Genomic DNA, 25694 nt, shown 5'->3' with positions numbered 1-25694 from the left:
TGCCTGCAAGGCTTGCCGTACGCGCCGTCCCTGCCGTGTCCCCCGTGCCGCGCACGGTCTCCGTGGCCTCGGGGGTTTCCGCCGCTTCGGGCGTTCCCGGCGTCACCGGCACACCGCCAGCGCGTCCAGTGCCACCGCGCCCTGCCCCTTGGGCAGCACCACCAGCGGGTTGATGTCCAACTCGGCCAGCTCGCCGCCGAGTTCCAGGGCCATGCGCTGCACCCGCAGGACCACCTCGACCAGCGCGTCGAGATCGGCGGGCGGCCGTCCCCGCACCCCGTCGAGCAGGGCCCGTCCGCGCAGCTCGCGGAGCATGTCCCGGGCCTGTTCCTCGCCGAACGGCGGCACGCGTACGGCCGTGTCCCGCAGCACCTCGACCAGTACTCCGCCGAGCCCCACGGTCACCGTCGGCCCGAACAGGTCGTCGTGGGTGACGCCGACGACCATCTCCACGCCCGGCTCGACCAGCTGGCACACCAGGACTCCGTCCAGCGCGACGTCCTCGTACCGCGCGGTGTCGGTCAGCTCGCGGTAGGCGTCCCGCACCTGGCTGGCCGACGTCAGTCCGATCCGTACCAGGCCCAGTTCGGTCTTGTGCGCGATCCGCGTCCCGGACGCCTTCATCACCACGGGATAGCCGACCTGCGCCGCCGCACGCACGGCGCCCGCCGCGCTGCTGACCAGTTGCTCCCGCGGCACCCGGATGCCGTACGCGCGCAGCAGTTGCTTCGCCGCGTGCTCGCTCAGCTGCTCGCCCGGCCGCAGCAGCCCCTGTGCCTTGCGGAAGGAGGGCGAGGGGGAGCGCGGCGCCTCGTCGAACGGGGAGTGGTAGGCGGCGGTGAAGCGGTGGTGGTCGAGGTAGGCGCGGACCGCGGTGAGGCAGTTGCCGACGGTGCGGAAGGTGGCCACCCGGGAGGAGCCGAGCAGCACCTCGCGGTAGGCCGGCTCGGTGCCCACCGGCGACCCCCACACCACGCACACCAGCTTGTCCGTGGTCTCCGCCGCGTCCACCAGGTCCCGTACGAGCCGGTCGCTCAGCGGCGGGAACGGCCCGGTGACCGGGCAGATGAGCACCCCCACCTCGGGGTCGGCGAGGATCGCGTCGATGATCTTCCGGCCGCGTTCGTCGCCGACCGGATGGCCGCCGTTGTCGACCGGGTTGGCCACGCTCAGGTACTCCGGTATCCACTGGTGCAGCTCGGCCTGCCGGCTCTCGGACAGCATCGGCAGCCGCAGTCCCGCACCGGTGGCGAGATCGGCGACGTGGGCGCCCGTGCCGCCCGAGATGGAGTAGACGACGACGCCGTCGGCGCGCGGTGCGCGGGCCCGGGCCAGCAGGGCGGCGGTGTCCTGGAGTTCGTCGAGCCCGTCGACCCGGATCACCCCGTACTGCCGCATCGCCGCGTCGATCACGTCGTCCGCGCCGGTCAGCTTGCCGGTGTGGGAGGCGGCGGTGCGGGCGCCGGCCTCGGTGCGCCCGACCTTGACCGCGACCACTGGTACCCCGTGCCGGGCGGCCCGGTCGGCGGCCAGCAGGAAGGAACGGCCGTCCTTGAGCCCTTCCACGTAGCAGGCGATGGCGCCGACCTCGGGGCGCTCGGCGAAGTACGAGATGAAGTCGGCGGTCTCCAGGTCGGCCTCGTTGCCGGTGGGTGCCCAGTGGGAGAGCCGTACGCCCAGCTCCTGGAGGGCGAAGACCGGCCGCCCCTGGTGGCCGGACTGGGTGATGAGGGCGATGGCGGGCCCGTCGAGGTCGTCCCGGAACCGTTCGAAGGCGTTGAGGTTGGTGTTCGGCCCGAGCAGCCGCAGCCCGGACGCCCGGACCGCGTCCGCCAGTTCGGCCTGGGCCGCGGCGCCCGCCGCGCCGGTCTCCGCGAACCCGGAGGCGAAGGCGACCGCGAACCGCACCTTGGCCTCGGCGAGTTCCGCGACCAGCGGCAGCGGGTCGGCGACCAGCAGCACCGCGAGATCGACCGGTTCGGGCAGGTCGGCGACGGTGGCGGCACAGGGGATGCCGAAGACGGCGGGCCGGGTCGGGTGCACCGGGTGCACCCGCGCCCCCACCCGCTCGGCCCAGGCCAGCAGTTGCCGGGTGATCCCGGTGTTCGGCCGCCCGTCCGCGTCCGAGGCGCCGATCACGGCGACGGACCGGGGCCGGAAGAACCGGTCCAGATCGGGTACGTCCGCGTGCAGCGGCCGGCCGCTGACGTCGAGGTCGTCGGGGTCGTCGGGGTCGGTCGCCCGGCCGTGGACGGCGGGTGAGGGCCGTTGCTCACCGCAGGCGATGATCCGGGCCCGGCGGGAGTCGGTGGTGAGGGTGCCGTGGGTTGATCCAAGCATCGTTCCGCCCGCTCCTGTGTGACAGCACAATTAACTGACGCTCTGTCAGATTACTGGAACTGACGCAGCGTCAGGAACGGGTGTGCAGGCAAAGTCGGCGAACGGGGTGCGGCGGGGCGGTGAAGTGGCGGGGGCGGGAGCGGTGACGGTGGCGGTGGCGCGGCGGGGAGATGGGGTGAGGTGGTCGTGCGGTGGTGCGGGGGCGGTGGTGGGGGCCGTACGCCCCCCATGCCACCTGCCGCGTCTCACGCTCCCCGCGCGGCCTTCCTCGCGAGCGTCGTCGCGATCTTCTCCGCGTCCATCGCCAGCTCGCGGAGCATGCCGCTGATGGGGTTGGTGAAGCCGGTGAAGTACAGGCCGGGGGCGTTGCGCGGGCTGTGGCCGCCGTGTACGACCGGCCTGCCGCGTTCGTCGAGCACGTCGAGGTGGCCGACCAGGCCCTCCAGGGCGCGTTCGTACCCGGTCGCGGCGATCACGGCGTCCGGCGACAGCCGGCTGCCGTCGGCGAGGGCGACCTTCCCGTCCTCGAACCCGTCGACGGCGGCCACGACCTCGACCCGGCCCGCCCGTACGGCGTCGACGAGGCCCACGTCCTGCACCGGGATGGCCCCTGCGTTGACCCGGCTGTACAGCCCGGAGTCCGGCCGCGGCAGCCCCTGTCCGGACAGGTCGGGAACGCTCACCTTGGCCAGGTGCCGGGCGAGCCGGTCGACGAACGTGACGGGCAGGCGCCGTACCAGTACCGCCGAGTACTGGGCGGCCCACCCCGCGGTGGACCGCCGCACGATGTGCGGAGGGGTGCGCACGGACAGCCGTACCCGCGCGGCGCCCCCCTCGACCAGGTCCGCCGCGATCTCCGCGCCGGTGTTGCCCACCCCGACGACCAGCACGTCCCGCCCTGCGTAGGGCTCGGCGTTGCGGTACTCGCCGGCGTGCAGGAACTTCCCGGCGTACGCGTCGAGTCCGGGCCAGTCCGGTACGCGCGGGGTGTGGTTGAACCCGGTGGCGACGACCACCGCGCTGCCGGTCAGTTCCCGGCCGCCGGAGGCGCGCAGCAGCCAGCCCGTCCCGTCGGCCGACCGCTCCACCCGGGAGACCTCGACCCCGGTGACGATCTCCAGTTCGTGGAACTCGGCGTACTTCTCCAGGTACCGGACCATGTCGTCGCGCGCCACCCAGCGCCCGAACCGGCGCGGGATCGGCAGCCCGGGCAGCGCCGACAGCCGGCGGGTGGTGTGCAGATGGAGCCGGTCGTAGTGGCGCCGCCAGGACGCTCCGACCTCGGCGGTCTTCTCCAGTACGACGGCCCGTACGCCGCGGGCCCGCAGCGCCTGGGCGGCGGCCAGGCCGCCCGGACCGGCGCCGATCACATAGACCGGGCGGTCGGTGAAGGTCGTGGGGGGCTGCGCGGAGGCGCCGGGGACTGCCATGGGCGCGAGCGTAATCCCGCCCTCCGTTGATGGGTCTCGGTCAAGACCGGAATTGGTTGCGGATTGATCACGCGTGTGGGGAGAGCGGTCGGGATGTGTGGCCGAAGCTGCCGGGTTGTGCGCGAAGTTGAACATCGGCGCGCGGAACCTTCCCTCCTGGTGGCTTTCCCTCCTGGCGGACTTCCCTCCCGGCGGCCTTCCCGCTCCGGCCGCCCCTGCCCACCGCCCGGTCCTACCGCCGGTCCTGTCGCCGGTCGGTCCTGTCACCGCTCTTGCGCCGGCGCCCGGCGTCCGCTGAACTGACGTACCGTCAGATTCAACCGGCGGGCGGAGAGTCCATGGACACGATCTGGCTCAGCGGTGCGGAGTGGCTGGCGGTACTGCGCATCGGACTCGGCCTGTGGTGGCTGGAGAGCTGGCGGCACAAGGACAAGAAGGCGTGGTTCGAGCGGGGCAGCGGGATCGCCTGGGCGGCGGACATCGCGGCCAAGCACCGCTGGCCGGCGGTCCGGGCGGGCTTCGAGACCGTGGTGGCGCCGCGCCCGCGCATGATGGCGTACGTCGTCGCGTACGCGGAACTGGCCCTCGGCCTGGGCCTGATAGCGGGCTTCCTGACCCCGGTCGCACTGGTCGGCGGCCTGCTGCTGAACCTCGTCTACTTCATCCTCATGATCCACGACTGGGCCGAGCAGGGGCAGAACTCGATGATGGCGCTCATCTCGGCGGTCGGGCTGTTCGGGATGGCCTGGCAGTCCTGGTCGGTCGATGCCGCGGTGGGGTGGTTCTGATGCCCGCCGAGCGCTTCGACGTACCGGAGAGCGACGCGTTCACCGCGCCGTACTGGGACGCGGCGGCCGAGGGCCGGCTGCTGCTGCGCCGCTGCGGTGCCTGCGGCCGGGCGCACCACTACCCACGGGAGTTCTGCCCGCACTGCTGGAGCGAGGACGTCGCCTGGACGGAGGCGAGCGGCCGGGCCACGCTCTACACCTGGTCCGTGGTCCACCGCAACGACCTGGCGCCGTTCGGCGCCCGCACCCCGTACGTCGCCGCCGTCGTCGACCTCGCGGAGGGGCCGCGGATGATGACGGAGGTGGTGGACTGCGTGGCCGGGGAGCTGCGGGCCGGTACGGACCTGGCGGTGACGTTCCGGGAGCGGATTCCGGTGTTCCGGCCGGCGGGCGGGTGACCCGACCCCGGGCCGGGGGCGGGCGGCCGACGGGATTCAATGACCCTCATGGCCCCGACGCACGAGAACCCTTCAGTCCCCGCCCGCAACTCCGTCCCGGTACGGCCGACCGCTGCCGCCCCGCAGGACCGGGCACCGCACGGCCACGGTCTGCTCCTGCGCCGCTGGGACGCGGGGTCCGACGCCGACCTGGCGGCCTGGTTCCGGGGCCGGACCGATCCCGAATTCGGGCGTTGGAACACCCCGCTCCGGGTGGACACCGACCTGGACAGCGCCCGCGCATCCCTGCGCGGGCAGATCCGGAGCGCGGCGGACGGCGTCAACGCGCCCTTCTGCATAGCTGACGCGGCCACCGGTACGCCGCTCGGCCACGTCGGCATCAATCTGATCGACCGCGTAATGAGCACGGCACGGGTCGGTTACTGGGTGCTCCCGGAAGCGCGCGGACAGCGGGTCGCGACCTGGGCGCTCGGGCTCGCAGCCCGCTGGGCCTTCACCGAACTGGGCCTGCACCGCCTGGAACTGGGGCACGCGCTCGGCCATGACGCGTCCTGCCGGATCGCTCAGACGTGCGGGTTCCGGTACGAGGGGACACTGCGGGACGCGATGTTCGCGTCGGGGCGGCACGACGCCTTCCGGGACGTACACCTGCACGGCCGCCTCGCCACGGACCCGGACCCGGAGCCGATCACGGAACTGGACCCGGAGCCGGTCACGGACCCTGAGTCGGCCATGGGCCGGGGATCAGTCACGGACCCGGGATCGGTTACGGATCCGGGATCGGCGATCTGACCGCCATGTCCTGCGAACATGCCTGGTACCTGACCGAAGACCTCGGCGACTTCCTGACCCGGGCCGGCGACTTCCTGCGCTCCCGTCCGGCCCTGCACACGGTGCAGCTGACGGTGACCGACGCCCTGCGCAGCCGCGGACCGCACGTCTACGGCACGGAGAACCCGTTGTACGGCGTGCTGGGGGAGGAGTCCGGCGGGGTCCGGGCGATCCTGATGCACACGCCTCCGCACCCGCTGAATCTGACGCCGCTGGCACCGGGAGAGGCCGAACCGCTGGCCGCGCTCCTGCTCGCCCGCGGCCATCGGGTGCCGGGGGTGTCGGCCGCGCAGGAGACGGCTGCCGCGTTCACGGCGGCCTGGGAACGCAGCGCGACCGGCGTCACCTGCAGCCTGCGGCAGCGCCAACGGCTTTATCGGTTGGGTGAGTTGACGGTTCCGGAGCCGGTGCCGGAAGGCCGGGCCCGGGTCGTCGGGCCGCGGGACCGGGAGTTGGTGCGGTGCTGGTACGAGGAGTTCGTGGCGGCGGTCGGTCAGAGCGCCTCCGTCGCTTCCTCCGCCGAGTGGGCCGACAGTCGTATCGCGTACGGCGGTGTCACCCTCTGGGAAACCCCTGACGGCACCCCGGTCGCCCTGGCGGGCGTCACCCGGCGGATCGCCGGGCAGATCCGTGTCGCGCCCGTCTACACCCCGGCCCACCTGCGTGGGCGCGGTTACGCGGGTGCGGTGACCGTGGCGGTGAGCCGGGCCGCGCGGGAGGCGGGTGCTGGTGAGGTGCTGCTGTTCACGGACCTGGCCAACCCGACGAGCAACGGCCTGTACCAGCGGATCGGGTACCGGCCTGTGGCCGACTTCGCGGTGTACGGGTTCGACCTGGGGGAGTGACCTCGGCGTTGGGGAGTTGGCGGGGCGGTCAATGTCGTGGGGTCCTGATTTTGTTTTTCTTTTTTTTGGGGGGCTGGGGGAAGGGGCGCTGTGCGTGTTGTGCGCTCTGGGTTTCGATTCTTGTGTGCGAGGGAGACATCCCACCCCCCTCGCTCAAGAATTCGGCGTAGGCCGCTGCCTGACCCCTGGCATCATGTGAGTCTGGCTCGTGAGTATCGGTCGGCGGATGAAATCTGTAAGGCATTGTGTACGATGCGACGGACGTATTCGCCGGATAGTCGGAGACGGAACCGAACTGCGGATCGCCGGAGTTCGGGGGCCACGTGTACGACGAGACGGTCTCGTTCGCTGATGAACCAGGATCCTGACCAAGGGCGCGGACAGGGGCGGTTTCTGAATATTCGGGGGCTTTTCCCCTGTCTTGTGTGACGGCAGGGGGTGTCGGCGAGGCAGGCGGCGACCAATTAACGAGATTCTCGTAGTTGTCCGAATTCGCTGGAGAACGAGGGGCGGGGCCGGCCTGCGGATAGCCGGGTACCGAAGTCTGCGCATGCGACGCGGCAGTCGTGTGCGTCGGATGCGGAGAGGTGTTCCACCCTCCCCTCGGGGCAAATAGCACTGTTAGTGGAATTTTTTTGCCGGCGGTCACTGTCCACCCGTATTTGGTGGTAATTTTTCGCTCCACCGAGGGGATCTTCCCGTAACTCTTCAGAGCCTCCTCTGTGAGTTTACCCAAAATGGTGCCGTTTTCTTGTCGTGATCTAGCCAGACGGCCTGCAATGTATTCACCGCCTTTCATGTCGGGAAACACGTCAGCCGTGTTCGGAAGGAATCTTGGCTGCACTCGGGACCTAATTGCTCCGGGCTCGGGAACATATAGCCTCCTGACCATCTCCGCAATTTCTGCATCGGAGTACCCTCTCGTGATGGGCTTGCCTATCCGGTGATGTCTCCGGTTCTGCACTATTTCCTCCACGTCGTAGAAGCGCCAGGACCCAAGAGCGAGAACCATTCCGCCCTCCTAACGGGCTCACCAGGCTGTCGGTTTGGGGGGAGTGACCTCGGCGTTGGGGAGCGGGTGGGTCGCTCAACGTCGTGGGGGCTTGCCGGCGTGGCTGTGGCTGTGGCTGTGCTTGTGTCGTGAGGACTTTCCAGTCATCGAGTGATGCGAGGCAGACGCTTCGCCCGCTGCCAACGACGCATAATATTGCCGCAACTGATCCCCATCGAGAACCTGCTCGGACGACTCGCCTTCATGCCCACCCGTCGCGACAGGATAGTTCTGCGAATAGTCTGACGTGGAATCGAACACGAACGGCGAGACAGCCGTATTCGCTGGGTAATACGAGAAGGAATCGGTCTGCGCATAGCCGGACCCGGAATTATATGTGTAGGGCGAGACGGCAATATTCGCCGGGTAATACAGGAAGGAATCGGTCTCCGGATAGCCGGGCCCGAAAGGTGACGCATACGCTGAGACGGTCGTGTTCGCCATCTCGTCCCGCAATCCTCCCCGCGGCGCGTATTTTGCCACGTCGGCAATCTTTTTGCCGGAAATTATTGTCTCGCCATTCTTTAGGGAAATCGTCCGGTCCTCCAGGGGGATTCCCGCGTATTCCAAAGCTTGCTGCGTCAAAGGGCCCATCGTGACAACCCCGGCCTTCAGATGGCGGAGGTGCAGCACGATGTAATCGCTGTCTTGCACGTCAGGAAACTTATCGCGAGCGCTTGGGAGGAAGCCTGACTCCACCAGTGAACGTCTCCCGTCCCTGGGGGAGTACAGTGCGATGATCATGTCTGCGATTTTAGCGTCGGGATACTTTGATCCGATAGGTTTTCCCGCCAATTTCCTGCTGACCCCCGCGTACCTTTCGGCGTCATCTTTGACTCGCTCGCGGTTCTTCAGACTCTCGGGGTCAACACCGTATTCTTCCGAATGTTTTACCCATTTGCTAAATTGCCCCTGGCTCGGCCGACCTTCTCCTTCGCAGAATTTCCTCTGGCTTTGACCGCTTTCTCTGAACTCCTCCAGGAGAGCTTTCTTCTGGGCGTCGGAGTATGGCATGCCTTCTCCTTGTCGGTGCGTTTGATCGGTCGGTCTGCGCCGGCCGCGGCAGCGAGCATGGCTCCGGCCAGGGCGTCCACCGCTGGATCACCGAAGCCGACTTCGCGGTGTACTGGTTCGGTGCGAGGGAGGGGGCGCGTGGGCAGTACCAGTGAGTCCTTCCGGGTGAGCGATCGTGCCGAGGGTCGGTTCATCGGGCTGCGCGTCTTTGGCTGCCCTGCGTGTGCTGGGTACTGGGCGGCGTCTGCGTGGTCTGTGGGTGCTGGGTGCGGGGGAGTGTCTGTCCGGCGGGCCAGAGTGTGTAGGCGGCCACGAAGGAATTCACTGAAGGGGGCTCTGATATGGGGTATGGCGGCCCTTGTTCCTTGGCGGGGTGGGGTATTGCGTGCCCGTACTGGGCGGCAGGGGGCATGGCTTGTCCCTGCGCGTGGTACCCGAAGTCCTGGTAGGAGTGGAACGAGGGGGCCGAGTCCGGAAGGTTCGTGAAACCGGCCGATGTGGCAAGGGCGGAGTCCGCTCCCGGGAGACCGGGGTCCTGGTCGGCAAGGACGTCGAGGAGGACGCTATGAAAGGTTTTCGCCTCCTGGAAATCCTCTTCGGACACGCCCTGGGACAGGATGGCTTGCTTGACGGCGGGATCGTCCAGATCGAGTGAGGGATCGGCGAGGAAGGGTGGCACGGACGACCCTGACGCTCCCGCCTGGTGCGGAGTGCGCAGTGTCACCGTCACCACAACGGCGTCCTGCCCCTGCCCGGCCGACTCGGGATGCACCGCAACCTTCAAACCCGTCGGAGGCAAGACCGGCAAGCCCGGGACCCAATACTCTTCGTAAATCATCGACGCAGCAATTTCCGGCCTGAGAGAGTATTCGGCAACCGCCTCAGTCAGAGATCCCTGCCCCACTCGTTCCTGCACCCCCTGCCCGGCATCAATTTGAAAACTCTGCCGATTTTTCTGCCGCCTTTCGCGTTCCTTCCTGTGGTCGCGTGGGTTTGCTGCCAGCCATTTTTTCTGCTGCTTTTTCCTCCTTTCGTGATATTCTTCGTCGTCCGCCCGACTTGCCTTATGTCTTCTGTATTCCTCTTTGCGGCCGCCCGGGTTGTTCGCCCGTCGTGTTTTTTGTTCTTCGAGTTTCTTTCTGCGGTATTCTGGACTTTCCGCCCACAGTTTCCGCCGCTGTGCGTATTCCTTCGCGCGGTCGCGTGGTTTTTCTGCCCGTGGCTCCTGCTGTGTTCCGATTCCCTCCTCGCGGCGTCCTGAGTCGTGCGTCCAATCTCCGTGCCGATTTCTGTATTCATCTTCGAGGTTGTCCGGATTTGCCGCTCGTCGTTTCTGTACCGCGAGTTGGGCGGGTTCGGTCCGTGAATCACTCTCGATTATTTTTGCGGTTTCCGCGTCGGCCCCATCTATTTTCTCATTTATGGGCCTCGTTGTGGTTTCCCGAGGATCTGTTGGATGGTTCTCCATGAATTCCTCCAGATTGAACCGAAAGAGCTTACGAGCGAGACCGTCCTCGCTCCTGTACAACGTGTGCACCGACTCCGCCGGTTCAGCCTCGCGCAGGGGCGGGGCGCAGGGTGGCCGGACTCGGGGCTGCCGCCCACGGTCGGCGTGGGGCGTTTGGGCACAGGGGCGCGGCTCACGGCCACAGCAGTTGCCGCTCCCAATGCCCTTCCCGGCACAGGTAGGTGAGCCGGATGTGCCTGCGGTCGGGGTCGCCCTGGAAGAACTCGACCTCCTGCGGGCGCAGCCGGTACAGCGTCCAGGTCAAAACCGGAGTCTCCGGGTCTTCGCGTGCCCGGTCCCAGGCGGCCTCCGAGGCGGCCTGCAACTCCGCCGGTGACGACAAGGGCTCGCTCTGGCGGCCGGTGAGCGCCGCGGCCAGCGCGCCCGTCGTCCGTGCGCGCAGGTCTGCCCGGCTCTGCTCCGGCGGGGCCGGCGCGACCGGACCCCGTACCCGGACCTGACGGCCCAGCACCGGCCAGTAGAAGCCGAGGGCCGCGTACGGCCGGTCGGTGAGCTGGCGGCCCTTGCGGCTCGTAGCGTGCGTGGCGAAGGACCAGCCGGTTTCGTCCGCGCCGTGCAGCATCACGATCCGTACGTCGGGCAGGCCGTCCGCGCCTGCCGTGGCCAGGGACATCGTGTGCGGCTCGGGCTGCCCGGCCGCGACCGCCTCCGCGAACCAGGTGGTGAACAGGGCGAGGGGGGTGCCGGGGGCGGTCGCCGGGTCGAAGGGTGGCAGTTCCGTGACCGCCGGGTCCCACACTCGCAGTGACCGCAACAGTTCGTGGAGATCCGTTTCCGTTCCCATGGCCCGAGTATCGCCCGGCTCCCCGCGCCGGACGCGTGGGAAGGCGGGCGGTGCGGACGAGTGGTGCCGCTCGTGGTCATTCGGGACCGGCGGCGAAGCGGGGGGTCGTCGCGAGCCTCTGGTAGAAGACGGTGCGGGATCGGCGGGTGCGTTGCACGAGCCCGGCGCGGTGCAGGATCTGCAGGTGGTAGGAGACGGTCGAGGGGCTGAGGGAGAGGCGCTGGGCGAGTTCTCCGGTGCTCCGGGGCTGGGCCAGTTCGGACAGCAGCTTTGTGCGGGACGGGCCGATCAGCTCGTCACCGGGCGCGGCCGGACGCCAGTCGTGGTGCCCGGCCGGGTAGACGATCAGCGGGGTGCGGGGGGCCGGCGCGCCCGGGGGTTCGGCGGCGCAGAAGATGGCCCGGCCCACGAAGACGCTGGGTACGAGGATCGCGGCGTCGGCATCGAGACTCAGACGGTGCGGACTGCCGGCCGGCAGGTGGACTGTCAGGGCGCCGTCGTGCCACTCCAGGTTGGGGGCGAGCTGGTTGACGGCATCCGCGATGCCCTGCCGGGCGATCACGGCGGCGCGGGCGGCGACATCGCCTTCCAGTCTGCCTCGTATGCCGGGCCAGTGGGGAGCGAGCACGGCATGCCAGAACTGCTCCAGCTCCGTGGCGAGGCGCTGCACCACATAATCCTCGCCCCGTTCCACGGCCGTCAGAAGCAGCCGTGGGGGCCGGTGGGCCCCGGTACTGCCCCAGGAGTGGCCGCCGATGGCCGCCGCCAACTCGTAGCGGACCCGCTCGCGCGGAGTGGTGGCCACCTGGTGCAGGGCGCTGTCCGGGGTGGCCTGGAATCCCGTGGGTTCGGGCCGCAGGAAGTCGGGGGCGTAGCCACCCGGCCCGCCGCCCGCGACCACGGCCAGCAGCCCCAACCGCCCTGCGGACAGCGCGTCCACCGTGCGGGTCCGCCAGGTGGGGGCGAGGGTCTGCGGAGACCGGCCGAGGGTGAACAGCAGGTCCTTGGCCGTGTCCAGCGGAGACAGGGCGAAGTGGACCTTGCCCAAACCGTGCGCGCCCAGGTTGATCCGGATCATGTACAGCCCCCCGTAACACGACTGTCTTCGAAAGAAATCGAATCATTCGACGGTGGACATGTCATCCGGTTCTCTTGGTTCCCGTGCCCGGCGCCGCCTGGCGGACCACGGGCAACAGCACCCACCGGACCCGACGGACAGACGGTCGGAAGGAGAAGCACTGCCGGTCTCTGTTCCGGTTGTTCTGCCTGGTCACCGCTGTGGGGCTGCGGACGATCCGCACCACGAACCCCAAGGGAAGGAACAAGCGCATGCGTCGCTCGACCCGAACCAGATCCCGTGTCCGCCGCTTCGGTGTACCCGCGGTCGTCGCCGGGACGGCCGTCATCGCGGCACTGACGTCGGCCCAGTCCGCCTCGGCGCAGACCATTCACCCCACGGGCTATACCTGCCGCAGCGAGGCCACGGGCAACAATGCCGAGGTCGCCTTCAAGGTCAGCCTCGACTCCTGCTCCATCGGCAACGGAGCCTACGGGGTCGCTCCTGAGGTCAAGATCCATAATCCGTACGGTGTGGGAATCTTCGTCTGCGCGCACGCGATCAACGTGGATAAACCGGGCGAGTGGGCCTGGGACTACAAGTGCGCCGACGATTGGAAGACAAATACCGACTGGACGTGGGACCCCAGGAACTTCAAGGACCTGGGGACGGGATCCTACGTGATATCGGCCGGGTTCTGGGGCTACGCCGCCAACGGCGCCCTCCAGTACTTCGGGGACGTTCAGAGCCCCCGGATCAACGTGACCCCGTGACCCGCAGTCCCGTGATTCACGGTCGCGTGACCCGTGGCCCTGTGATCGCGTGATCCATGGCCCCGTGACACGTTCCTGAACGCGGTCCCGGGCCGGCCTCCGCTCTGCCGGTCCGGCCCGGGGCCGCGCACGCCACCACCTGGATTCCTCCGTGCCGCCCGCCGATGGCTGACGGTCCGCCGGGCCCCTCGCTCACCGGCCGAGTACCACCGTCCCCGAGGAGCAGAACCAGCCCCCGGTCCCCGAGGCCACGCCGAGCCGGGGCAGCCGGCCGTCCGGGGAGCGCACCTGCCGTTCACCGGCCTCGCCGCGCAACTGCCGTACCGCCTCGACCAGCAGGAACAGACCCCGCATGCCCGGGTGTTGGGCGGACAGGCCGCCGCCGTCCGTGTTCACCGGCAGCTCCCCGCCCCGCACCAGCAGCCGCCCCTTCTCCACGAACGCCCCGCCCTCGCCCTTCGCGCAGAAACCCAGGTCCTCCAGCGTCACCAGCGTCATATAGGTGAATGCGTCGTAGATCTCGGCGAAGTCGATCTCCTCGGGGCGCACCCCCGCCCGCTCGAAGGCCAGGCGTCCGCTCACCGCGGCCGGGGAGACCGTGAAGTCCGGCCACTCGGACATCGTGGTGTGCGAGACGTGCTCGCCGGTGCCGAGGATCCAGACCGGGTCGGTGCGGCAGTCCCGTACGTACTCCGGCGCCGCCAGCAGCACCGCCGCGCCCCCGTCCGAGCGCAGGCAGCAGTGCAGCTTGGTGAACGGGTCGGCGATCATCGGTCCGGACAGGACGTCGTCGACCGTGATCGGGTCGCGGAACATCGCCTCCGGGTTCAGGGCCGCGTTCGCCCGCGCCTGCACCGCGACCTGCGCCAACTGCTCGATGGTCGTGCCGTGTTCGATCATGTGCCGGCGGGCGGCCATCGCGTACTTGGCGATCAGGGTGTGCCCGTAGGGCACCTCGAACTGGAGCGGGCCGCCGGCCCCGAAGGACAGATTGCCCGTACGCCGTCCCGCCTTGATGTCCGCGCGGGCCGTCGAACCGTAGACCAGCAGTACGGCCCGGGCGTGGCCCGCCGCTATCGCGTCCGCCGCGTGCGCGGCCATCACCTCCCAGGTCGAGCCGCCTACGGAGGTGGAATCGACCCAGGTGGGGCGCAGCCCCAGATACTCCGCGACCTCGACCGGTGCCAGCGTGCCGAGGCCCGCCGAGGCGAAGCCGTCCACGAGCGAGCGGTCGAGTCCGGCGTCCGCGAGGGCGCGGCGGGCGGCCTGGGCGTGCAGGGCGTAGGCGGTCGTGCCGTCCACCCGGCCGCAGTCCGAGAGAGCCACCCCGACCACCGCCACCGGCGAGCCGCCGGATGCCCTGCCCCCCGATGCCCTGCCGCCCGATGTCCTGCGCTCCGTAGCCGTACGTTCCGCCGTAGCCGTGCGTTCCGTCGCCGTGTGCTCCGTAGCGGTGCGTTCCGTCGTGTGCTCGGCTTCCGCGTGCTCGCCTTCCGTATGCTCCGCTGCCATGAATCTGACGGTACATCAGATATGGGGGTCCGTGGCAGGTGTCGTGGCCCTGGGCATCCGGTCCCGAGGCACCTAATATGACGCACCGTCAGATCTGGAGGGAACAGCCATGGACGCACGCCTCACCGCCGAACAGGACGAGATGCGGCGCACCCTGCGCGCCCTGCTCCAGGCCCGCTGCGGTCCGCAGGACCTGCGCGCCGCCCTCGACACCCCCGCGGGCCACGACCCCGCCCTGTGGCAGGCGCTCGCCGACCGGCTCGGGCTGCCCGGACTCGCCCTCCCCGAGACGTACGGCGGTGTCGGCTGCACGGCCACCGAACTCGCCCTCGCCTGCGAGGAGACGGGCCGCACCCTCGCCCCCTCACCGCTGCTCGCCACCTCCGTACTCGCCGCACCGCTCGTCCTCGCCCTCGGCACCGAAGCGCAGCGTGCCGCGCTGCTGCCGCGCATCGCCTCCGGGACGCTGACCGCCGCGCTCGCCGTACCCGGTACCGTGCTCGCCACCGTCCTCGGCCTGACCGGCGACAACGCCGGGGACTGGGCGGGCGGCGGCCGGGCGGGCGGGGTACAGGCCCGGCGGGCGGACGGCGGCTGGCGGCTGTACGGGGAGGTCCGCCAGGTGCTGGACGGTCACAGCGCCGGTCTGCTGCTGGTCGCCGCGCACACCGGCGGGTTCGCCCGGTCGCGGACCCTGGTCTTCCTGGTGGCCGGGGACGCGCCCGGAGTGACCCGCGGACGGCAGACGGCGCTCGACGCGACCCGGCCGCAGGGCTGGGTGCAACTGCGGGACGTGCCGGCCGAACTGCTCGGAGAGACAGCCGGCGAGTCATCCGGAGAGACAGCCGGCGAGACAGTCGGCGAGGAAAGTTCTGCGGAGAACCAGGGCGCGGCGGACGTGCTCGGCGCACTCCGCACGGTCGGTGACACGGCCGCCGTCGTACTCGCCGCCGAGGCGGTCGGGGCCGCAGACCGGGCGCTTGAGCGTACGGTCGAGTACGTGGGACAGCGCGAGCAGTTCGGGCGGACGATCGGTTCCTTCCAGGCGGTGAAGCACCGGCTGGCCGACGTGTACGTAAAGATCCAGGCGGCCCGCTCGGCGGCCTACTACGCGGCCTGGGCGACCGTCCACGGCGAGCGGGCGGGTGGGCTGGCCCTCGCGCAGGCGCTGGAGGCGCTGCGGACGGCCGCCGGTGCGGCGATCCAGTTCCACGGCGGGATCGGGTTCACCTGGGAGCATGAGGCCCACCTGTATTTCAAGCGGGCGGCGGGCGACGAACTGCTCCTCGGCCCGGTGCACCGGCTGCGCGCCCGGGCCGCCGACGACGCGCGGCTTTTCGAGCAGGGAAAGGTGGCCGTCTGATGGCCGGCATCGGTGTGCGGCTGGTGCAGAAGATGTCCGCCACCAGGACGTTCGCGCAGGTCGCCCCGCACGTGGTGCCCGCGCTCGACCGGGCCGTGCACCGGCTCAGCCGCGGCCGGGTCCTGCTCAGCTCGCGGATGCTGCCCGGCGCGGTCCTGACGTCCACCGGCGCCCGCAGCGGGCAGCCGCGGCACACGCCGCTCGCCTGCATGCCCGAGGAGGGCGGGCGCAGTTGGCTGCTCGTCGGGTCCAACTTCGGACGTACGGAGCATCCGGCGTGGACGTACAACCTGCTGGCCCGGCCCCACGCGTCGATCAACTGGCAGGGCCGGGACATCGCGGTCACCGCGCGGCTGCTGGAGGGGGAGGAACGGACGGCGGCCTGGCGGGCGTTGCTGGCGTTCTGGCCGCCGTACGCGGCCTATCAGGACCGGGTGGCGCGTCGGATCCAGGTGTTCCGGCTGGTCCGGGAGTAAGGCACGCCGTCGCCAGGAGGCCGACTCAGCCGCGCATGCCCCTGCCACCGCTTGAGTGCGACTGGCCGTGATGAGCTGTTGAGAACGGATGCCGATACGTGTATCCGGACTGCTGCGACGGGTAGTCGCCCGGCGTGTTGGTCTGAGTCTGGGGTACTGGCAGGAAATTGAGCGCGGCGGGGTAATCAGCGTCCTCCGCCGGAAGCGCTGCGCCGGCTGGGCCCTGATGGGGCAAGGATGCAAACGGCGCCGCCCGGTTGAACGGAAACGAAGACGTGAGTTCGGATTGTGACGCGGCGGTGCTCATCGTGTTGCCCGACGGCGCCTGCGACCACTGCGGGGCTGCCAGCTCGGCGATCTCGACTTCCCGTTGATAACCTTCCAACAGTTTCCGGAGAGACTCCGGCATTTCTCTGGGATACCCGTTCTTTCGCCAATAGTCCCAGATCTCTCCATATCTGACGATGATGTCTCCCACCACGCTCTTTTCAGATTTTGATGGGAATTCGCCCAGATTTCGAGGGTTCTGGTAATGGCCACGGATCACCTCCTCGAATGCCGCCCACGAAACTGGATGTTTTTCAAACATCTCCCTGGTGGAGTTTGGCATTCCGTGGGGATAGCATCCCTTTTTGCGCGCCCGGTACCAAAGGGCTCCGAAGTTTATGGTGCTGCCGTCAGTCGCCGTGAATGGTTGCCTTCTACTTGGAAATCTGCTGAAATTTTTGGGATTCTTGTAAAATTCTTCGACAGCTTTCTCGAGTTCTTTCCATGGTGCAGAAGATGTTCTTCCTTTCCTTTCCGTCAGGGCATTTCTCGCTTCTTCGCTCAGCAATCCGCGAGCTTTCATGTCACTAGCTATTTCTTCTGGGAAGCCCTCGGGGAGGCGGTCGGCGTGTATATACCTGTGGAGTTGCGTTCCGAAGCGGAAGGGCTCCTCTTCAACTTCGAAAATATCTTCTTTTTTTGGAATCACGCCCTGATTTTCACTTTTGCCGTAGTAAATGCCATACGCTTTGATGAACCTCTCAAAGTATTTTTCTTGTTTTTCTGAAATGGGCATCGGCGTGATTTCTCCGTGTTTTCATTCGGTCCGGGCTTGCATTGCGTCCCACACAGGCGACGTGGGTGGACGAGTCGAGCGTTGTCCGGGTCGCGGGGACTTCACCGTGGATCGTGCCGCACGACTTGGGGGAGCGGATCGAGCCCGCTCCCGTCGGCACGCGTGCTCAGCACGAGGAACGGCCCCGTCTCCTACCTGCTCCTACCTGCCGTGGGAGGGGTATTGCCCGGCGGTGGTGTCCTGTGCCGATTGCTGTTGACTTGCCCGGAGGAGGCAGAGTTCCCGCTCGCATGCCAGGCGTGGATATCGGGATACTGCATAAAAGTTCCCGCATGTGGATAAGCGCCCGGAGGGCTGCTATAGGGCAAGGCATTTCCTGGCTGGGAATCAAACGGTGCTGCCGGATTGATCGGAGGCAAGGACGTGAATCCAGAAAGTGACAGGTCGTCGGACGTCATGTTGTCCTGAGACTGGGCTGTCTGATGGGGGAACTCCCAAGCGCTGTTCGGGTGGGGTGTCTCAAATCCTCCATCAGCCGTCGGCAGCAACTGTTGTGCAGCAACGTTCGGCAGGAAGTCGAACTCGCTCGTGTGCAGGTCGCCACCATTGGTGGTCGCCGGTGAGTACGTTCCCAGAAACATGGGTTCGTACGGTGAAAACAGGTAGTTGTTCGTCGCGATTCCCGGTGTTTGATCCACCACTTGGGTGGTCTCCCAATTGTCTCCGTCAGGAGTCTGTGTCAGCTGGTGTGGAGTGATGTTCGGCAGGAAATAGCTGAGCGGTGCATGGGTGCCGAATTGTCCGCCGAGACCGTCGTACTGCGAGGCCGGGTCGAAGGTTCCGCTCGCATACGGGTCGCCGATATCCGTGGGGGCCGGTATCAAAGTTTCCGCATATGAAGAAACACTCGGAACGTCACCGTATGAAAAGGTGGCGGGGATCGGCAGGGGAATGGGGGACTGTGGGAGGTTGATAAGTTTTCCCTCCTCGTTCAGTAGACCGTGTTCTCTCATCTTATTTATGACGTATTTCGGGCAAGCTTTGGGCATCTCCTTCACTACGATGTAGCGTTGGTAATTCCGTGCGAAAAATCTGAAGGGAGTGTCATCTGCATCTTGGAGGTTAGAGTTCTCTATTGAAGTTTTCCGCATGTCAGGGGGAATGGCGACGTACTCGCACAGTCCCTCATTGAACCTTTGCCAAAAATCTGCATTTGGCATTACTCGTTCTCGTCCGCGCTTCCTTTCAGTCCTCTTTCCACCCGGAAGAGGACCATGCGGATGGAGATTTGTTGATGTAGAAACGAGCGGCGCCACCGAGTTGACCGGAAATGTATACGGGAGTTCCGGCTGTGACGGGTCACTGCCCAGAGAGTTGATCGGATGCTGAGCTATCGCTCGCGAGTACGTGGGAAATTTCCACCGCCTTGTAGCGATTATGTCTTTGCTCTCCTGGGTCAGTAGGTTGTGCTGCTTCACCTTCGCTTGGACGTTCTCCGGGCAATCGTCGGGCAGCTTTCCTGCTAGTATGTAGCGTTGCAGATTTCGTCCCAGGTTGTGGATGGTGGTTCCATCCACATCGGGCTCGTAACTTCGTGGCGGAATTGTGCCCCGGTTGTCGGGGTTGCCGAAGTAGAAGTCCAGTCCCTTACTGATGCCTTCCCAAAACTCTTCCCTCGTCTGCATGTTTGCTCCTTTTTTGGTTGGACGGTTCGGCCTGCCACCCGGCGTTCCGGCTTGGTCCGGGAGTGAGGCACGCCGTTGCCAGGATGCCGAATCAGCGGCCCATTCCACTGCCGCTGCCGGAGTGCGACTGGCCGCGATCAACTGGTGAGAACGGCTGTGGATACATGTGCCCGGTCTGTGAGGGGTAGACACCCGGCGTGTTGGCCTGAGTCTGGGCTTCCGGAAGGAAAGTGAGCGCGGCGGGGTACCCGGCCGCCGGATACGAATGAGCGTCCAGCAGGCCATTGGGCGCCGAGAAAGTCTGTGCCGGCTGGGCAACGAGCGGCGCCACCGAATCGGTCGGAAGCCACGGCATGTATCCGGACGGTGGCAGGCCGCTGCTCATCATGTTGTCCTGGTCCGGATCCATCGGACAGGCAAACTGCGAGAAACTGTTCGCATACGGTGTCTGGAATGTTTCGTCAGTCCCCAGCGCCGTCTGTGGCGCATAGTTGTCCGGCCAGACATCGAATCCGGGGACGTATGGCTGGGGAGCCGCCCCATGTGAATCAGCGTCCAGAAGGAAACCGTGGGGAAAGGTATCTGTTGGCTGAGTACCGCCTGGCATGGAAGCAAACGGCGCTGCCTGGTTGAACGTAAAGGAAGATGTGAGTTCGGAGTGTGGCAGGTCGGCGCCCACCGTGTTGCTCTGAGATCCTCCGCCAGTCGCCGGGTTGTCGGCTGTGCTGATGACTTCCCGGTCTTCGGAGATTCCCGACGGTGGCTGCTCAGCCGCCCGCCCAGGGCCCATCAACTCAGACAGTTCAGACTCCCGTTGATAACCTTCCAGCTGATTCTTGAGTGACTCCGGTATGTTTCTTGGGTACCCATTCTTTCGCCAATCCGCCCAGTTGTCTCCGTATCTGACTGTGACGCCATCCACTTCCGTACATGCGGATCGTAGCGGCAGTCTGCCCAAATTTAGGCGATTCTTGTAATGCCTACGGACGGCCTCCTCGAATGCGGCCCAATCTCCAGGTCCTTTTTTCTGATTACGTTTGGCCAGTGCGGCTCTGACGTCGTCTTCCAGCAATCCTGAACTTTCAATCTTCGCTTTGAGATTATCCGGGCAATCTTTGAAGCCTCCCTCTCTGATGTAATTGCGCATGTTTCGTCCGAATAGGAATGTGGTGCCATCGATTTTGGGCGCGTAGCTGAATGGCGGAAAGGTGCCCAAATTCTTTTTGTCGCTGTAGTAGTCGTCGTATGCCTTGTCGAACAGCGCCCAGTACTCATTTCTTTTGAGAAACCTTTGGGTTTCGTGCTGTGCGGAGGGTGGGGCAAGGGTTCCGCTCGCATGCGGGTCGCCGATATTGGTGGGGTCCTGTATGAAATCTTGCGAATACGAAGAAGCATTCGGAAGGCCGCCGTACGAAAAGGTAGAGGGGTTCGGCAGGGCATCGAGGGGCGGTGGGTTGATAGGCACGTTCTCCTTGTTCAGCAGGTTATGACCTCTCAACTTGTCTTTGATGTAATTCGGGCAATCGCTGGGCAGTTTTCCTGCAAATATGTAGCGTTCGTAAATCCGTGCGAAATATTTGAGGGGAGTGTCATCCGCTGCGAGAGCGGGAGTTTGTGTTGGAAGTGTGCGCCGGTGGGGAGGGGTGGCGAGGTACTCGTCCAGCCCCTCATTGAACCTTCGCCAATAATCTTGTCTCGGCAACTTAGTTTTTTCGCGTTTTCGCCTGGGCCGTTTTACTGTCTTATTTCCGCCCGGAAGATCACCGGACGGAAAGAGATCCGCTGATGTTGAAACAGGCGGCGCAGCCGGGTTGACCGGAAACGAATGCTGGAGTTCGGACTGTGACGAGCCGCTGTCCCTAATGTTGCTCAGAGGCTGAACGCTCCACGGCTCCTGCTCGAATGCTTGCGGGCGCTTGGCATTTTTTCTCATATTCCTTGCGACCACTATGGCTTTGTTCTCCTCGGTCAACAGGTTGTATTTTTTCACCTTCTCTCGGACGTACTCCGGGCATCTTTCTTCAGGTAGCCCTCCCAATATGTAGCGTTGGACATTTCGTCCGAAATAGTGGATGGTGGTTCCATCAACCACGGGATGGTAATTTTGCGACGGAATTGTTCCCCGGTTCTCGGGGTTGGCGAAGTAGAAGTCCAGTCCCTTACTGAACCCTTCCCAAAACTCTGACCTTGGCATGTTTTCTCCGTTTTTCCGTTCGGGCTGGTTTTCAGTCTTCTTCGATGAGGCCGAGCGGGGTGGCGAGGTCGGTGGCGACCTCGATGCACTGGCCGCCGTCGTGCTCGCCGCGGGGCCCGCAGCGGGCAGCCGCTGCACACGCCGCTCGCCTCCATGCCCGGGGACGACGGGCGCAGTTGGCTGCTGGTGGGGTCCAACTTCGGGCGTACGGAGCATCCGGCGTGGACGTACAACCTGCCGGCTGGTCCGGGAGTGATGTACGCCGTTGCCAGGAGGCCGACTCAGCGGCGCATGCCTCTGGCGCCGCTGGAGTGCCTCTGGCCGCGATGAGCTGGTGAGAACGGACGCGGAGGCGTGTGCCCGGACTGTGACGAGTACCTGTCCGTCGGGTAGGCCTGAGTCTGGGCTGTCGGCGGTAAATTGAGCGCGGCGGTGTAATCGGTCGTCGAATATGATTGAGTGTCCAGCAGGTCTTCGGGCGCGAAAGAATCTGCCGAATCTGCCGGCTGGGGAACAAGCGGCGCCAACGAATAGGTCGGATTCCACGGCAGGTGTCCGGACGGTGACAGGCCGCTGCCCATCATGTTGCCATGATCCTGCGAGTAACTGTTCGCATCCGGTGTCTGGAATTCGACGCCGGCCGTCATCTGTGGATTGTAGTAGTCGTCCGGCAGGAAAGCTGCCGAAGATGAATCAGCGCCTGGAAAAGTACCGTAGGAAAAGGTATCTGTTGGCTGGGTTTCCACTGGCATGGAAGCAAACTGCGCCACCTGGCTGAACGGATACGGAGACGTAGGTTCGGTGAGTTCGGACTGTGGCAGGCCGGCGCTCATCGTGTCGCCCTGATGCTCAGTTGCCGGATGGGTGAACTCCGAGGGTGTCTGGGATACCCCGTCAGCTGCCGAATAGTCGACCGCCCCAGTCACTTCCTGGCCGCTGGAGGATTCCGGCAGTCCCTGCCCGGTCGGCCACTGTAGGGCCGCCAGGTGAGCGACTTCAGCCTCCTGCTCGTAGCCGTCCAGCGTTTTCCTGAGGGGATCGGACATATTTTTGGGATACCCGTGCTTTCGCCAACGATTCCAGCTTTGTCCGTAGTTGACTGTGACGCCGTCAATTGTGTCTTTTTTGGATTTCGATGGCAAACTGCCCAGATTGTCGGGATCCTGGTAGTGTTTTTGGACTGCCTTCTCGAATGCCGCCCGACGTCCCTTGTTCCCTTCATTCGTTGCGGCCCTGGATTCGTCGTTAAACAATTCTGGGTTATCCAGTTGTATCTTCGTCTTGAGTCTGTCCGGGCAGGTTTTGTGGTCGCCTCCCTTTTTTAGAAACTTGCGCATGTTTCGCCCGAATGGGAATTTGATGCCATCGATTTCGGGGGCGTAATAATATGGCGGCAGTTGGTTTCGCCTGCTTGGGTCCGCGTAGTAGTTGTCGTACACCTTCTCGAATATCACCCAATACTCGTCCATTGTTTGACTCTTTTTGGGCACGATTTATTCCTTTTCTTCGGGTAGGGGTGGATCCGCCGATGAGCCTGCCTGCCCGCGCCGCCGTGGCGTCCGGCTTCTTGGAGTCGCGGACGGGGATGCGGCCGTGGGGTGCGGCGAGGTTGGTGGCGACCTCGATGTAGTTGCCATCGTTGTTGCTGTAGGAGGATGTGAACCGGCGGGGGATTCGGTCGTCACAGGATGCCCTTGGGTCTGCGACTCCGCATGACACATCACGGATCGGTCCGACAGTGTCAGCAGGTTGACCGGCAGGTCGAGATGGCGACGCTCTCCTATGTCGAACGGCGCGACCTGGAGCGCGGTATTGGGCTGGGCGGCGAACTCGATCAGCTGCTCAAGCTGAGCGTTCATGATTCCCGGGCTGCCGATCGGCCGGCGGATGCAGCTTTCGTCCAACACGAGGAACACCATGGGCGGACGCCCCCGCTCCAGGAAGGCCTGCCGCTCCGCCAGGAACGAGACGCGCTCGATGTCCTGCTCGGGCGTGATGGCCCCTCGTCGCAGGGCGGCGTCGGCAAACACCCGGCCTCGGACGAGCTGATGTCGCCGACCTGCAACGAGATCCAGCGCCTGTGCACCGCGCTCGCCACCCGAGCCGTCCGCCCAGCCGCACATCACCTCGGCTGGTCCGCCTGGCGACGGCGCCGTCAAGCCCGGTCCCGAGCCTGCCACTACCAGCGGCAGATCTCTCACCAGCCATGAAGATCGCAATCTACAACGTCCTTCAGCCGAAGGCACCGTCTTATACGGCGCACACCAGGAACGGCTTATCTCCGGTGTCCCTTGGACCTGTTGCCGACCGGCCGTTGCGTCCTCCGGCCGCTGCCGCTCGCCCGGCTGGACGAGGCAGAGTGCCCGCTCGTATTCCAGGCGTCAATCTCGGCGGGATCCGGTATGTAGATCTCCGAGTTCGAGTATGTGCCTGGAATGTCGCCGGACGGGAAGGTGTCTGTTGATGGGGAGAAAAAGGGTGCTACTGGATTGACCGTGTATGTAGGCGTGGGGCTGTGTGTTGACAGGTCGCCGGCCATTGCATGGCTCTGAGAGAGGGCTGTCCAGTCGCCGTCTGAGTACGGTGTCCCGTCTCCGACGACCATCGGCACCAGCTGCTGTGCGTCGCCGTCCGGCAGGGATTCGGATGTCGGTGGGGCGTCGAGTGGCCCGGTCGGATCGTCGTACTGCGAGGAGGGGTCAAGGTGCCCGCTCGTATTCCAGGTGTCGGTGACGGCGGGATCCGGTATGTAGATCTCCGAGTTTGAGTATGTGCCTGGAATGTCGCCGGATGGGAAGGTGTTTGCTGATGGGGAGAAAAAGGGTGCTACTGGATTGACCGTGTATGTAGGCGTGGGGCTGTGTGTTGACAGGTCGCCGGTCATTGCATGGCTCTGAGAGGGGGCTATCGGACGGGCAACCTCCCAGTCGCTGTTCGGGTACAGCGTCTCGAATCCTCCACCCGCCACCGGCAGCGGGTCGAGCGGTGGGGCAACTACTGCCTGGTCTTCCGGGAATCCCGACGATTCGCGCCCAGCCCGTCTTGAAAGCCACGCGTCAGGGGCGGCGGGGGCGGCCATCTGATGAGAGGGATCGCCCACCAATCCAAAATTTTCCATCAACTTCCGGATGTCGTCCGGACACTTCTTAGGTACTCCTCTTTGCTTGTAATTTCTAAGGTCTAGTCCCAGGTTGACCGTGATGCCATCCACTACGGGCGAGTAAGACTGTGCCGGGAGTTTGCCCCGGTTGTTCCTGTTCGCGTAGTACTGGATCAGTGCCTTCTTGAATGCTGCCCACTGAGCGGCAGACTTTATCCGACGCGGGGCATGGGAGGCGTGCGGCTCCAATACTCCGTAGCTTTCCATCAGCTTCCGGATGTCGTCCGGACAGTTTTTAGGTGCTCCCTTGCCCTTGTAACTGTGGAGGCTTTTTCCTAGGTTGACCGTGATGCCATTTACTACGGGCGAGTAATCCTGTGCCGGGAGTTTGCCCCGGTTGTTCCTGTTCTCGTAGTACTGGATCAGTGCCTTCTTGAATGCTGCCCACTGAGCGGCAGACCTCATCGAGCCCTTTGCGCTGTGCAAAAATTGGGCGACCGGCCCCACTACTCCGTAGAACTCGATCGCATTCCGGACATCTACCGGGCAGCCCTCAGGAATCCCCCTGAGTCTGAATTGGTCAAGGTCGTGCCCGAGGTTGACCTTGATGCCATTCACTACGACCGTATACTTAGATGGTGGAATTGTACCTACGTTTGCTTCTTTTTCGTAGTATTGGTCCAGAGCCTTCTTGAATGCCGCCCACCCCGCTTCCGGTGGCGCCTCTCGTCTTGACAGCATGATTCCTCCGTGTTTCGTCCGGGCTGGTTTTCAAACTTCTCCGAGAGGTCACCGTCGGCGCTTTCCCGACTGCCCGGGGCAGTCACGGGGACGGCCGTCGATCTCGGCGCGGGCCCGCAAGGTCTCCGTGCGCACCACGGGCAGGCACGAGGGAGGCGGTCAGCGGAAACCTGTGCCGCATCAGCACAGCGGCGGTGGCCAGATCTCGGACGCCCTCACCAGCCAGGGCTTGCTGCGCGAGGTCCGGAATCGGCTACGTCAACAGCGGTCGAACACCGTCAGTGCGACAAGCCCCACACGGGCACATAACGGGTGCCAACGGACACGGCGGCGGCCTGGTTCTTCCGTCATGGGCCGACATTAGAGGTACCAGTTCCCAAGGTCGTCACTCCTAGGGACTACAGGTGGTCGGCTCCCAGCCGAGCGGTTGCTGTGCATCCCCGTCTGCGGTCGGCGCTCCGTGCTCACCGACGAGACCACCAGCCCTGAACGGCAGCACGAGGCCGACGACATGGCCGCATCTGCACTCGGCATCGACTTCAGCGAGAGCGACCAGCTCCGCAAAGCTGGGCATCTTGACGTGAGCGCGTCCGAATTCGGCCCGTGCGACCGTCCCCGACTCGGCGCATGGCTCGCGCGCCCCGATGACTTGGCCGGCGGAAGAGGCGCTCCGTCTTCGGCAGCAGCGGCTCGATCCGCTCCGCGTCGGCACCCGTGCTCA

General features: G+C 65.7%; 19 protein-coding genes and 4 pseudogenes. 9 read left to right on the top strand and 14 right to left on the bottom strand.

Features of this window, described 5'->3' with window-relative positions; all coding sequences use genetic code 11:
- Positions 1-102: 102 nt before the first annotated feature.
- Together ACFYPJ_RS17145 and ACFYPJ_RS17140 are read right to left on the bottom strand one after the other, a co-directional pair.
- Positions 103-2340, bottom strand: coding sequence for an acetate--CoA ligase family protein (locus ACFYPJ_RS17145; protein WP_389017062.1), 2238 nt, complete (start codon positions 2338-2340; stop codon positions 103-105).
- A gap of 245 nt (positions 2341-2585) precedes the next feature.
- Positions 2586-3770 (bottom strand): flavin-containing monooxygenase, encoded by a 1185-nt coding sequence (locus ACFYPJ_RS17140; protein ID WP_389017059.1) that lies wholly within the window; start codon positions 3768-3770, stop codon positions 2586-2588.
- Positions 3771-4108: 338 nt separating this feature from the next.
- Here ACFYPJ_RS17140 and ACFYPJ_RS17135 point away from each other — a divergent pair, with 338 nt between their 5' ends.
- The 4 genes from ACFYPJ_RS17135 to ACFYPJ_RS17120 are packed head-to-tail and all read left to right on the top strand — an operon-like array spanning position 4109 to position 6632.
- A complete protein-coding gene (locus ACFYPJ_RS17135; RefSeq protein ID WP_389017056.1) occupies positions 4109-4558 on the top strand; it encodes a DoxX family protein in 450 nt (149 codons plus the stop codon).
- A complete protein-coding gene (locus tag ACFYPJ_RS17130; protein ID WP_389017053.1) occupies positions 4558-4956 on the top strand; it encodes a Zn-ribbon domain-containing OB-fold protein in 399 nt (132 codons plus the stop codon). Before ACFYPJ_RS17135 ends, ACFYPJ_RS17130 begins: the two co-directional genes overlap by 1 nt.
- Positions 4957-5004: 48 nt before the next feature.
- The gene (locus ACFYPJ_RS17125; RefSeq protein ID WP_389017050.1) at positions 5005-5748 is read left to right on the top strand and encodes a GNAT family N-acetyltransferase; all 744 of its coding nucleotides are present in this window, start codon (positions 5005-5007) and stop codon (positions 5746-5748) included.
- 5 nt (positions 5749-5753) lie between these two features.
- Positions 5754-6632 carry a GNAT family N-acetyltransferase gene (locus tag ACFYPJ_RS17120; RefSeq protein ID WP_389017047.1) on the top strand — a complete coding sequence of 293 codons (879 nt, stop codon included), beginning with the start codon at positions 5754-5756 and terminating at the stop codon, positions 6630-6632.
- 1087 nt (positions 6633-7719) lie between these two features.
- Here the strand turns inward: ACFYPJ_RS17120 and ACFYPJ_RS17115 are convergent.
- The 4 genes from ACFYPJ_RS17115 to ACFYPJ_RS17100 form a co-directional block, all read right to left on the bottom strand.
- Complete coding sequence (locus ACFYPJ_RS17115) at positions 7720-8697, bottom strand: hypothetical protein (RefSeq protein WP_389017044.1); 978 nt, start codon at positions 8695-8697, stop codon at positions 7720-7722.
- Between the two features lie 190 nt (positions 8698-8887).
- A complete protein-coding gene (locus tag ACFYPJ_RS17110; protein ID WP_389017041.1) occupies positions 8888-10165 on the bottom strand; it encodes a hypothetical protein in 1278 nt (425 codons plus the stop codon).
- Positions 10166-10337: 172 nt separating this feature from the next.
- A complete protein-coding gene (locus tag ACFYPJ_RS17105) occupies positions 10338-11009 on the bottom strand; it encodes a pyridoxal 5'-phosphate synthase (RefSeq protein ID WP_389017038.1) in 672 nt (223 codons plus the stop codon).
- A 76-nt stretch (positions 11010-11085) separates the two neighbouring features.
- Positions 11086-12087 (bottom strand): ArsR/SmtB family transcription factor, encoded by a 1002-nt coding sequence (locus ACFYPJ_RS17100; RefSeq protein ID WP_389017035.1) that lies wholly within the window; start codon positions 12085-12087, stop codon positions 11086-11088.
- A 251-nt stretch (positions 12088-12338) separates the two neighbouring features.
- Between ACFYPJ_RS17100 and ACFYPJ_RS17095 the strand changes: the two genes are divergently transcribed.
- Entirely contained in the window at positions 12339-12839 is a 501-nt protein-coding gene (locus ACFYPJ_RS17095; protein ID WP_389017032.1) for a hypothetical protein, read from the top strand.
- A gap of 192 nt (positions 12840-13031) precedes the next feature.
- Here ACFYPJ_RS17095 and ACFYPJ_RS17090 read toward each other — a convergent pair whose 3' ends face one another.
- Entirely contained in the window at positions 13032-14165 is a 1134-nt protein-coding gene (locus ACFYPJ_RS17090) for an acetyl-CoA acetyltransferase (RefSeq protein WP_389017570.1), read from the bottom strand.
- 295 nt (positions 14166-14460) lie between these two features.
- Here ACFYPJ_RS17090 and ACFYPJ_RS17085 point away from each other — a divergent pair, with 295 nt between their 5' ends.
- Both ACFYPJ_RS17085 and ACFYPJ_RS17080 read left to right on the top strand, forming a co-directional pair.
- Entirely contained in the window at positions 14461-15714 is a 1254-nt protein-coding gene (locus tag ACFYPJ_RS17085; RefSeq protein WP_389017029.1) for an acyl-CoA dehydrogenase family protein, read from the top strand.
- Positions 15714-16190, top strand: a complete 477-nt coding sequence (locus ACFYPJ_RS17080; protein ID WP_389017026.1) for a nitroreductase family deazaflavin-dependent oxidoreductase — start codon at positions 15714-15716, stop codon at positions 16188-16190. Before ACFYPJ_RS17085 ends, ACFYPJ_RS17080 begins: the two co-directional genes overlap by 1 nt.
- A 25-nt stretch (positions 16191-16215) precedes the next feature.
- Here the strand turns inward: ACFYPJ_RS17080 and ACFYPJ_RS17075 are convergent, their stop codons facing one another.
- The 3 genes from ACFYPJ_RS17075 to ACFYPJ_RS17065 form a co-directional block, all read right to left on the bottom strand.
- Positions 16216-17253 (bottom strand): hypothetical protein, encoded by a 1038-nt coding sequence (locus tag ACFYPJ_RS17075; protein WP_389017023.1) that lies wholly within the window; start codon positions 17251-17253, stop codon positions 16216-16218.
- Positions 17254-17444: 191 nt separating this feature from the next.
- A complete protein-coding gene (locus ACFYPJ_RS17070; protein WP_389017020.1) occupies positions 17445-18938 on the bottom strand; it encodes a hypothetical protein in 1494 nt (497 codons plus the stop codon).
- Positions 18939-19029: 91 nt separating this feature from the next.
- Positions 19030-21132: a hypothetical protein gene (locus ACFYPJ_RS17065; protein ID WP_389017017.1), complete on the bottom strand. Its 2103-nt coding sequence runs from the start codon at positions 21130-21132 to the stop codon at positions 19030-19032.
- A gap of 111 nt (positions 21133-21243) precedes the next feature.
- Between ACFYPJ_RS17065 and ACFYPJ_RS17060 the strand changes: the two are divergent.
- Positions 21244-21414, top strand: a pseudogene (locus ACFYPJ_RS17060) (nitroreductase/quinone reductase family protein); the annotation flags it as partial.
- Here the strand turns inward: ACFYPJ_RS17060 and ACFYPJ_RS17055 are convergent.
- The 4 genes and pseudogenes from ACFYPJ_RS17055 to ACFYPJ_RS17040 form a co-directional block, all read right to left on the bottom strand.
- Complete coding sequence (locus ACFYPJ_RS17055) at positions 21414-22622, bottom strand: hypothetical protein (RefSeq protein WP_389017014.1); 1209 nt, start codon at positions 22620-22622, stop codon at positions 21414-21416. The pseudogene ACFYPJ_RS17060 and the gene ACFYPJ_RS17055 overlap by 1 nt on opposite strands.
- 70 nt (positions 22623-22692) lie before the next feature.
- Positions 22693-22806 (bottom strand): annotated as a pseudogene (locus tag ACFYPJ_RS17050) (DUF397 domain-containing protein); the annotation flags it as partial.
- Positions 22806-23165 (bottom strand): annotated as a pseudogene (locus ACFYPJ_RS17045) (Scr1 family TA system antitoxin-like transcriptional regulator); the annotation flags it as partial. The pseudogenes ACFYPJ_RS17050 and ACFYPJ_RS17045, both read right to left, overlap by 1 nt.
- 242 nt (positions 23166-23407) lie before the next feature.
- Positions 23408-24973, bottom strand: coding sequence for a hypothetical protein (locus tag ACFYPJ_RS17040; protein ID WP_389017011.1), 1566 nt, complete (start codon positions 24971-24973; stop codon positions 23408-23410).
- A gap of 427 nt (positions 24974-25400) precedes the next feature.
- On the opposite strand from ACFYPJ_RS17040, the pseudogene ACFYPJ_RS17035 reads away from it, so the two are divergent.
- Positions 25401-25622, top strand: a pseudogene (locus tag ACFYPJ_RS17035) (recombinase family protein); the annotation flags it as partial.
- Positions 25623-25694 lie beyond the last annotated feature (72 nt).

Source organism: Streptomyces sp. NPDC006012 (assembly GCF_042871185.1).
Lineage (GTDB): Bacteria > Actinomycetota > Actinomycetes > Streptomycetales > Streptomycetaceae > Streptomyces.
Note: the sequence above shows the minus strand (reverse complement) of the source record. Positions and strands in the feature narration are given on the sequence as shown.

Bases quoted from the DNA above. Each gene is read 5' to 3' on its own strand.
- ACFYPJ_RS17145 (WP_389017062.1), bottom strand. From the start codon at position 2,340: ATGCTTGGATCAACCCACGGCACCCTCACCACCGACTCCCGCCGGGCC.
- ACFYPJ_RS17140 (WP_389017059.1), bottom strand. From the start codon at position 3,770: ATGGCAGTCCCCGGCGCCTCCGCGCAGCCCCCCACGACCTTCACCGAC.
- ACFYPJ_RS17135 (WP_389017056.1), top strand. From the start codon at position 4,109: ATGGACACGATCTGGCTCAGCGGTGCGGAGTGGCTGGCGGTACTGCGC.
- ACFYPJ_RS17130 (WP_389017053.1), top strand. From the start codon at position 4,558: ATGCCCGCCGAGCGCTTCGACGTACCGGAGAGCGACGCGTTCACCGCG.
- ACFYPJ_RS17125 (WP_389017050.1), top strand. From the start codon at position 5,005: ATGGCCCCGACGCACGAGAACCCTTCAGTCCCCGCCCGCAACTCCGTC.
- ACFYPJ_RS17120 (WP_389017047.1), top strand. From the start codon at position 5,754: ATGTCCTGCGAACATGCCTGGTACCTGACCGAAGACCTCGGCGACTTC.
- ACFYPJ_RS17115 (WP_389017044.1), bottom strand. From the start codon at position 8,697: ATGCCATACTCCGACGCCCAGAAGAAAGCTCTCCTGGAGGAGTTCAGA.
- ACFYPJ_RS17110 (WP_389017041.1), bottom strand. From the start codon at position 10,165: ATGGAGAACCATCCAACAGATCCTCGGGAAACCACAACGAGGCCCATA.
- ACFYPJ_RS17105 (WP_389017038.1), bottom strand. From the start codon at position 11,009: ATGGGAACGGAAACGGATCTCCACGAACTGTTGCGGTCACTGCGAGTG.
- ACFYPJ_RS17100 (WP_389017035.1), bottom strand. From the start codon at position 12,087: ATGATCCGGATCAACCTGGGCGCGCACGGTTTGGGCAAGGTCCACTTC.
- ACFYPJ_RS17095 (WP_389017032.1), top strand. From the start codon at position 12,339: ATGCGTCGCTCGACCCGAACCAGATCCCGTGTCCGCCGCTTCGGTGTA.
- ACFYPJ_RS17085 (WP_389017029.1), top strand. From the start codon at position 14,461: ATGGACGCACGCCTCACCGCCGAACAGGACGAGATGCGGCGCACCCTG.
- ACFYPJ_RS17080 (WP_389017026.1), top strand. From the start codon at position 15,714: ATGGCCGGCATCGGTGTGCGGCTGGTGCAGAAGATGTCCGCCACCAGG.
- ACFYPJ_RS17075 (WP_389017023.1), bottom strand. From the start codon at position 17,253: ATGCCCATTTCAGAAAAACAAGAAAAATACTTTGAGAGGTTCATCAAA.
- ACFYPJ_RS17070 (WP_389017020.1), bottom strand. From the start codon at position 18,938: ATGCAGACGAGGGAAGAGTTTTGGGAAGGCATCAGTAAGGGACTGGAC.
- ACFYPJ_RS17065 (WP_389017017.1), bottom strand. From the start codon at position 21,132: ATGCCAAGGTCAGAGTTTTGGGAAGGGTTCAGTAAGGGACTGGACTTC.
- ACFYPJ_RS17040 (WP_389017011.1), bottom strand. From the start codon at position 24,973: ATGCTGTCAAGACGAGAGGCGCCACCGGAAGCGGGGTGGGCGGCATTC.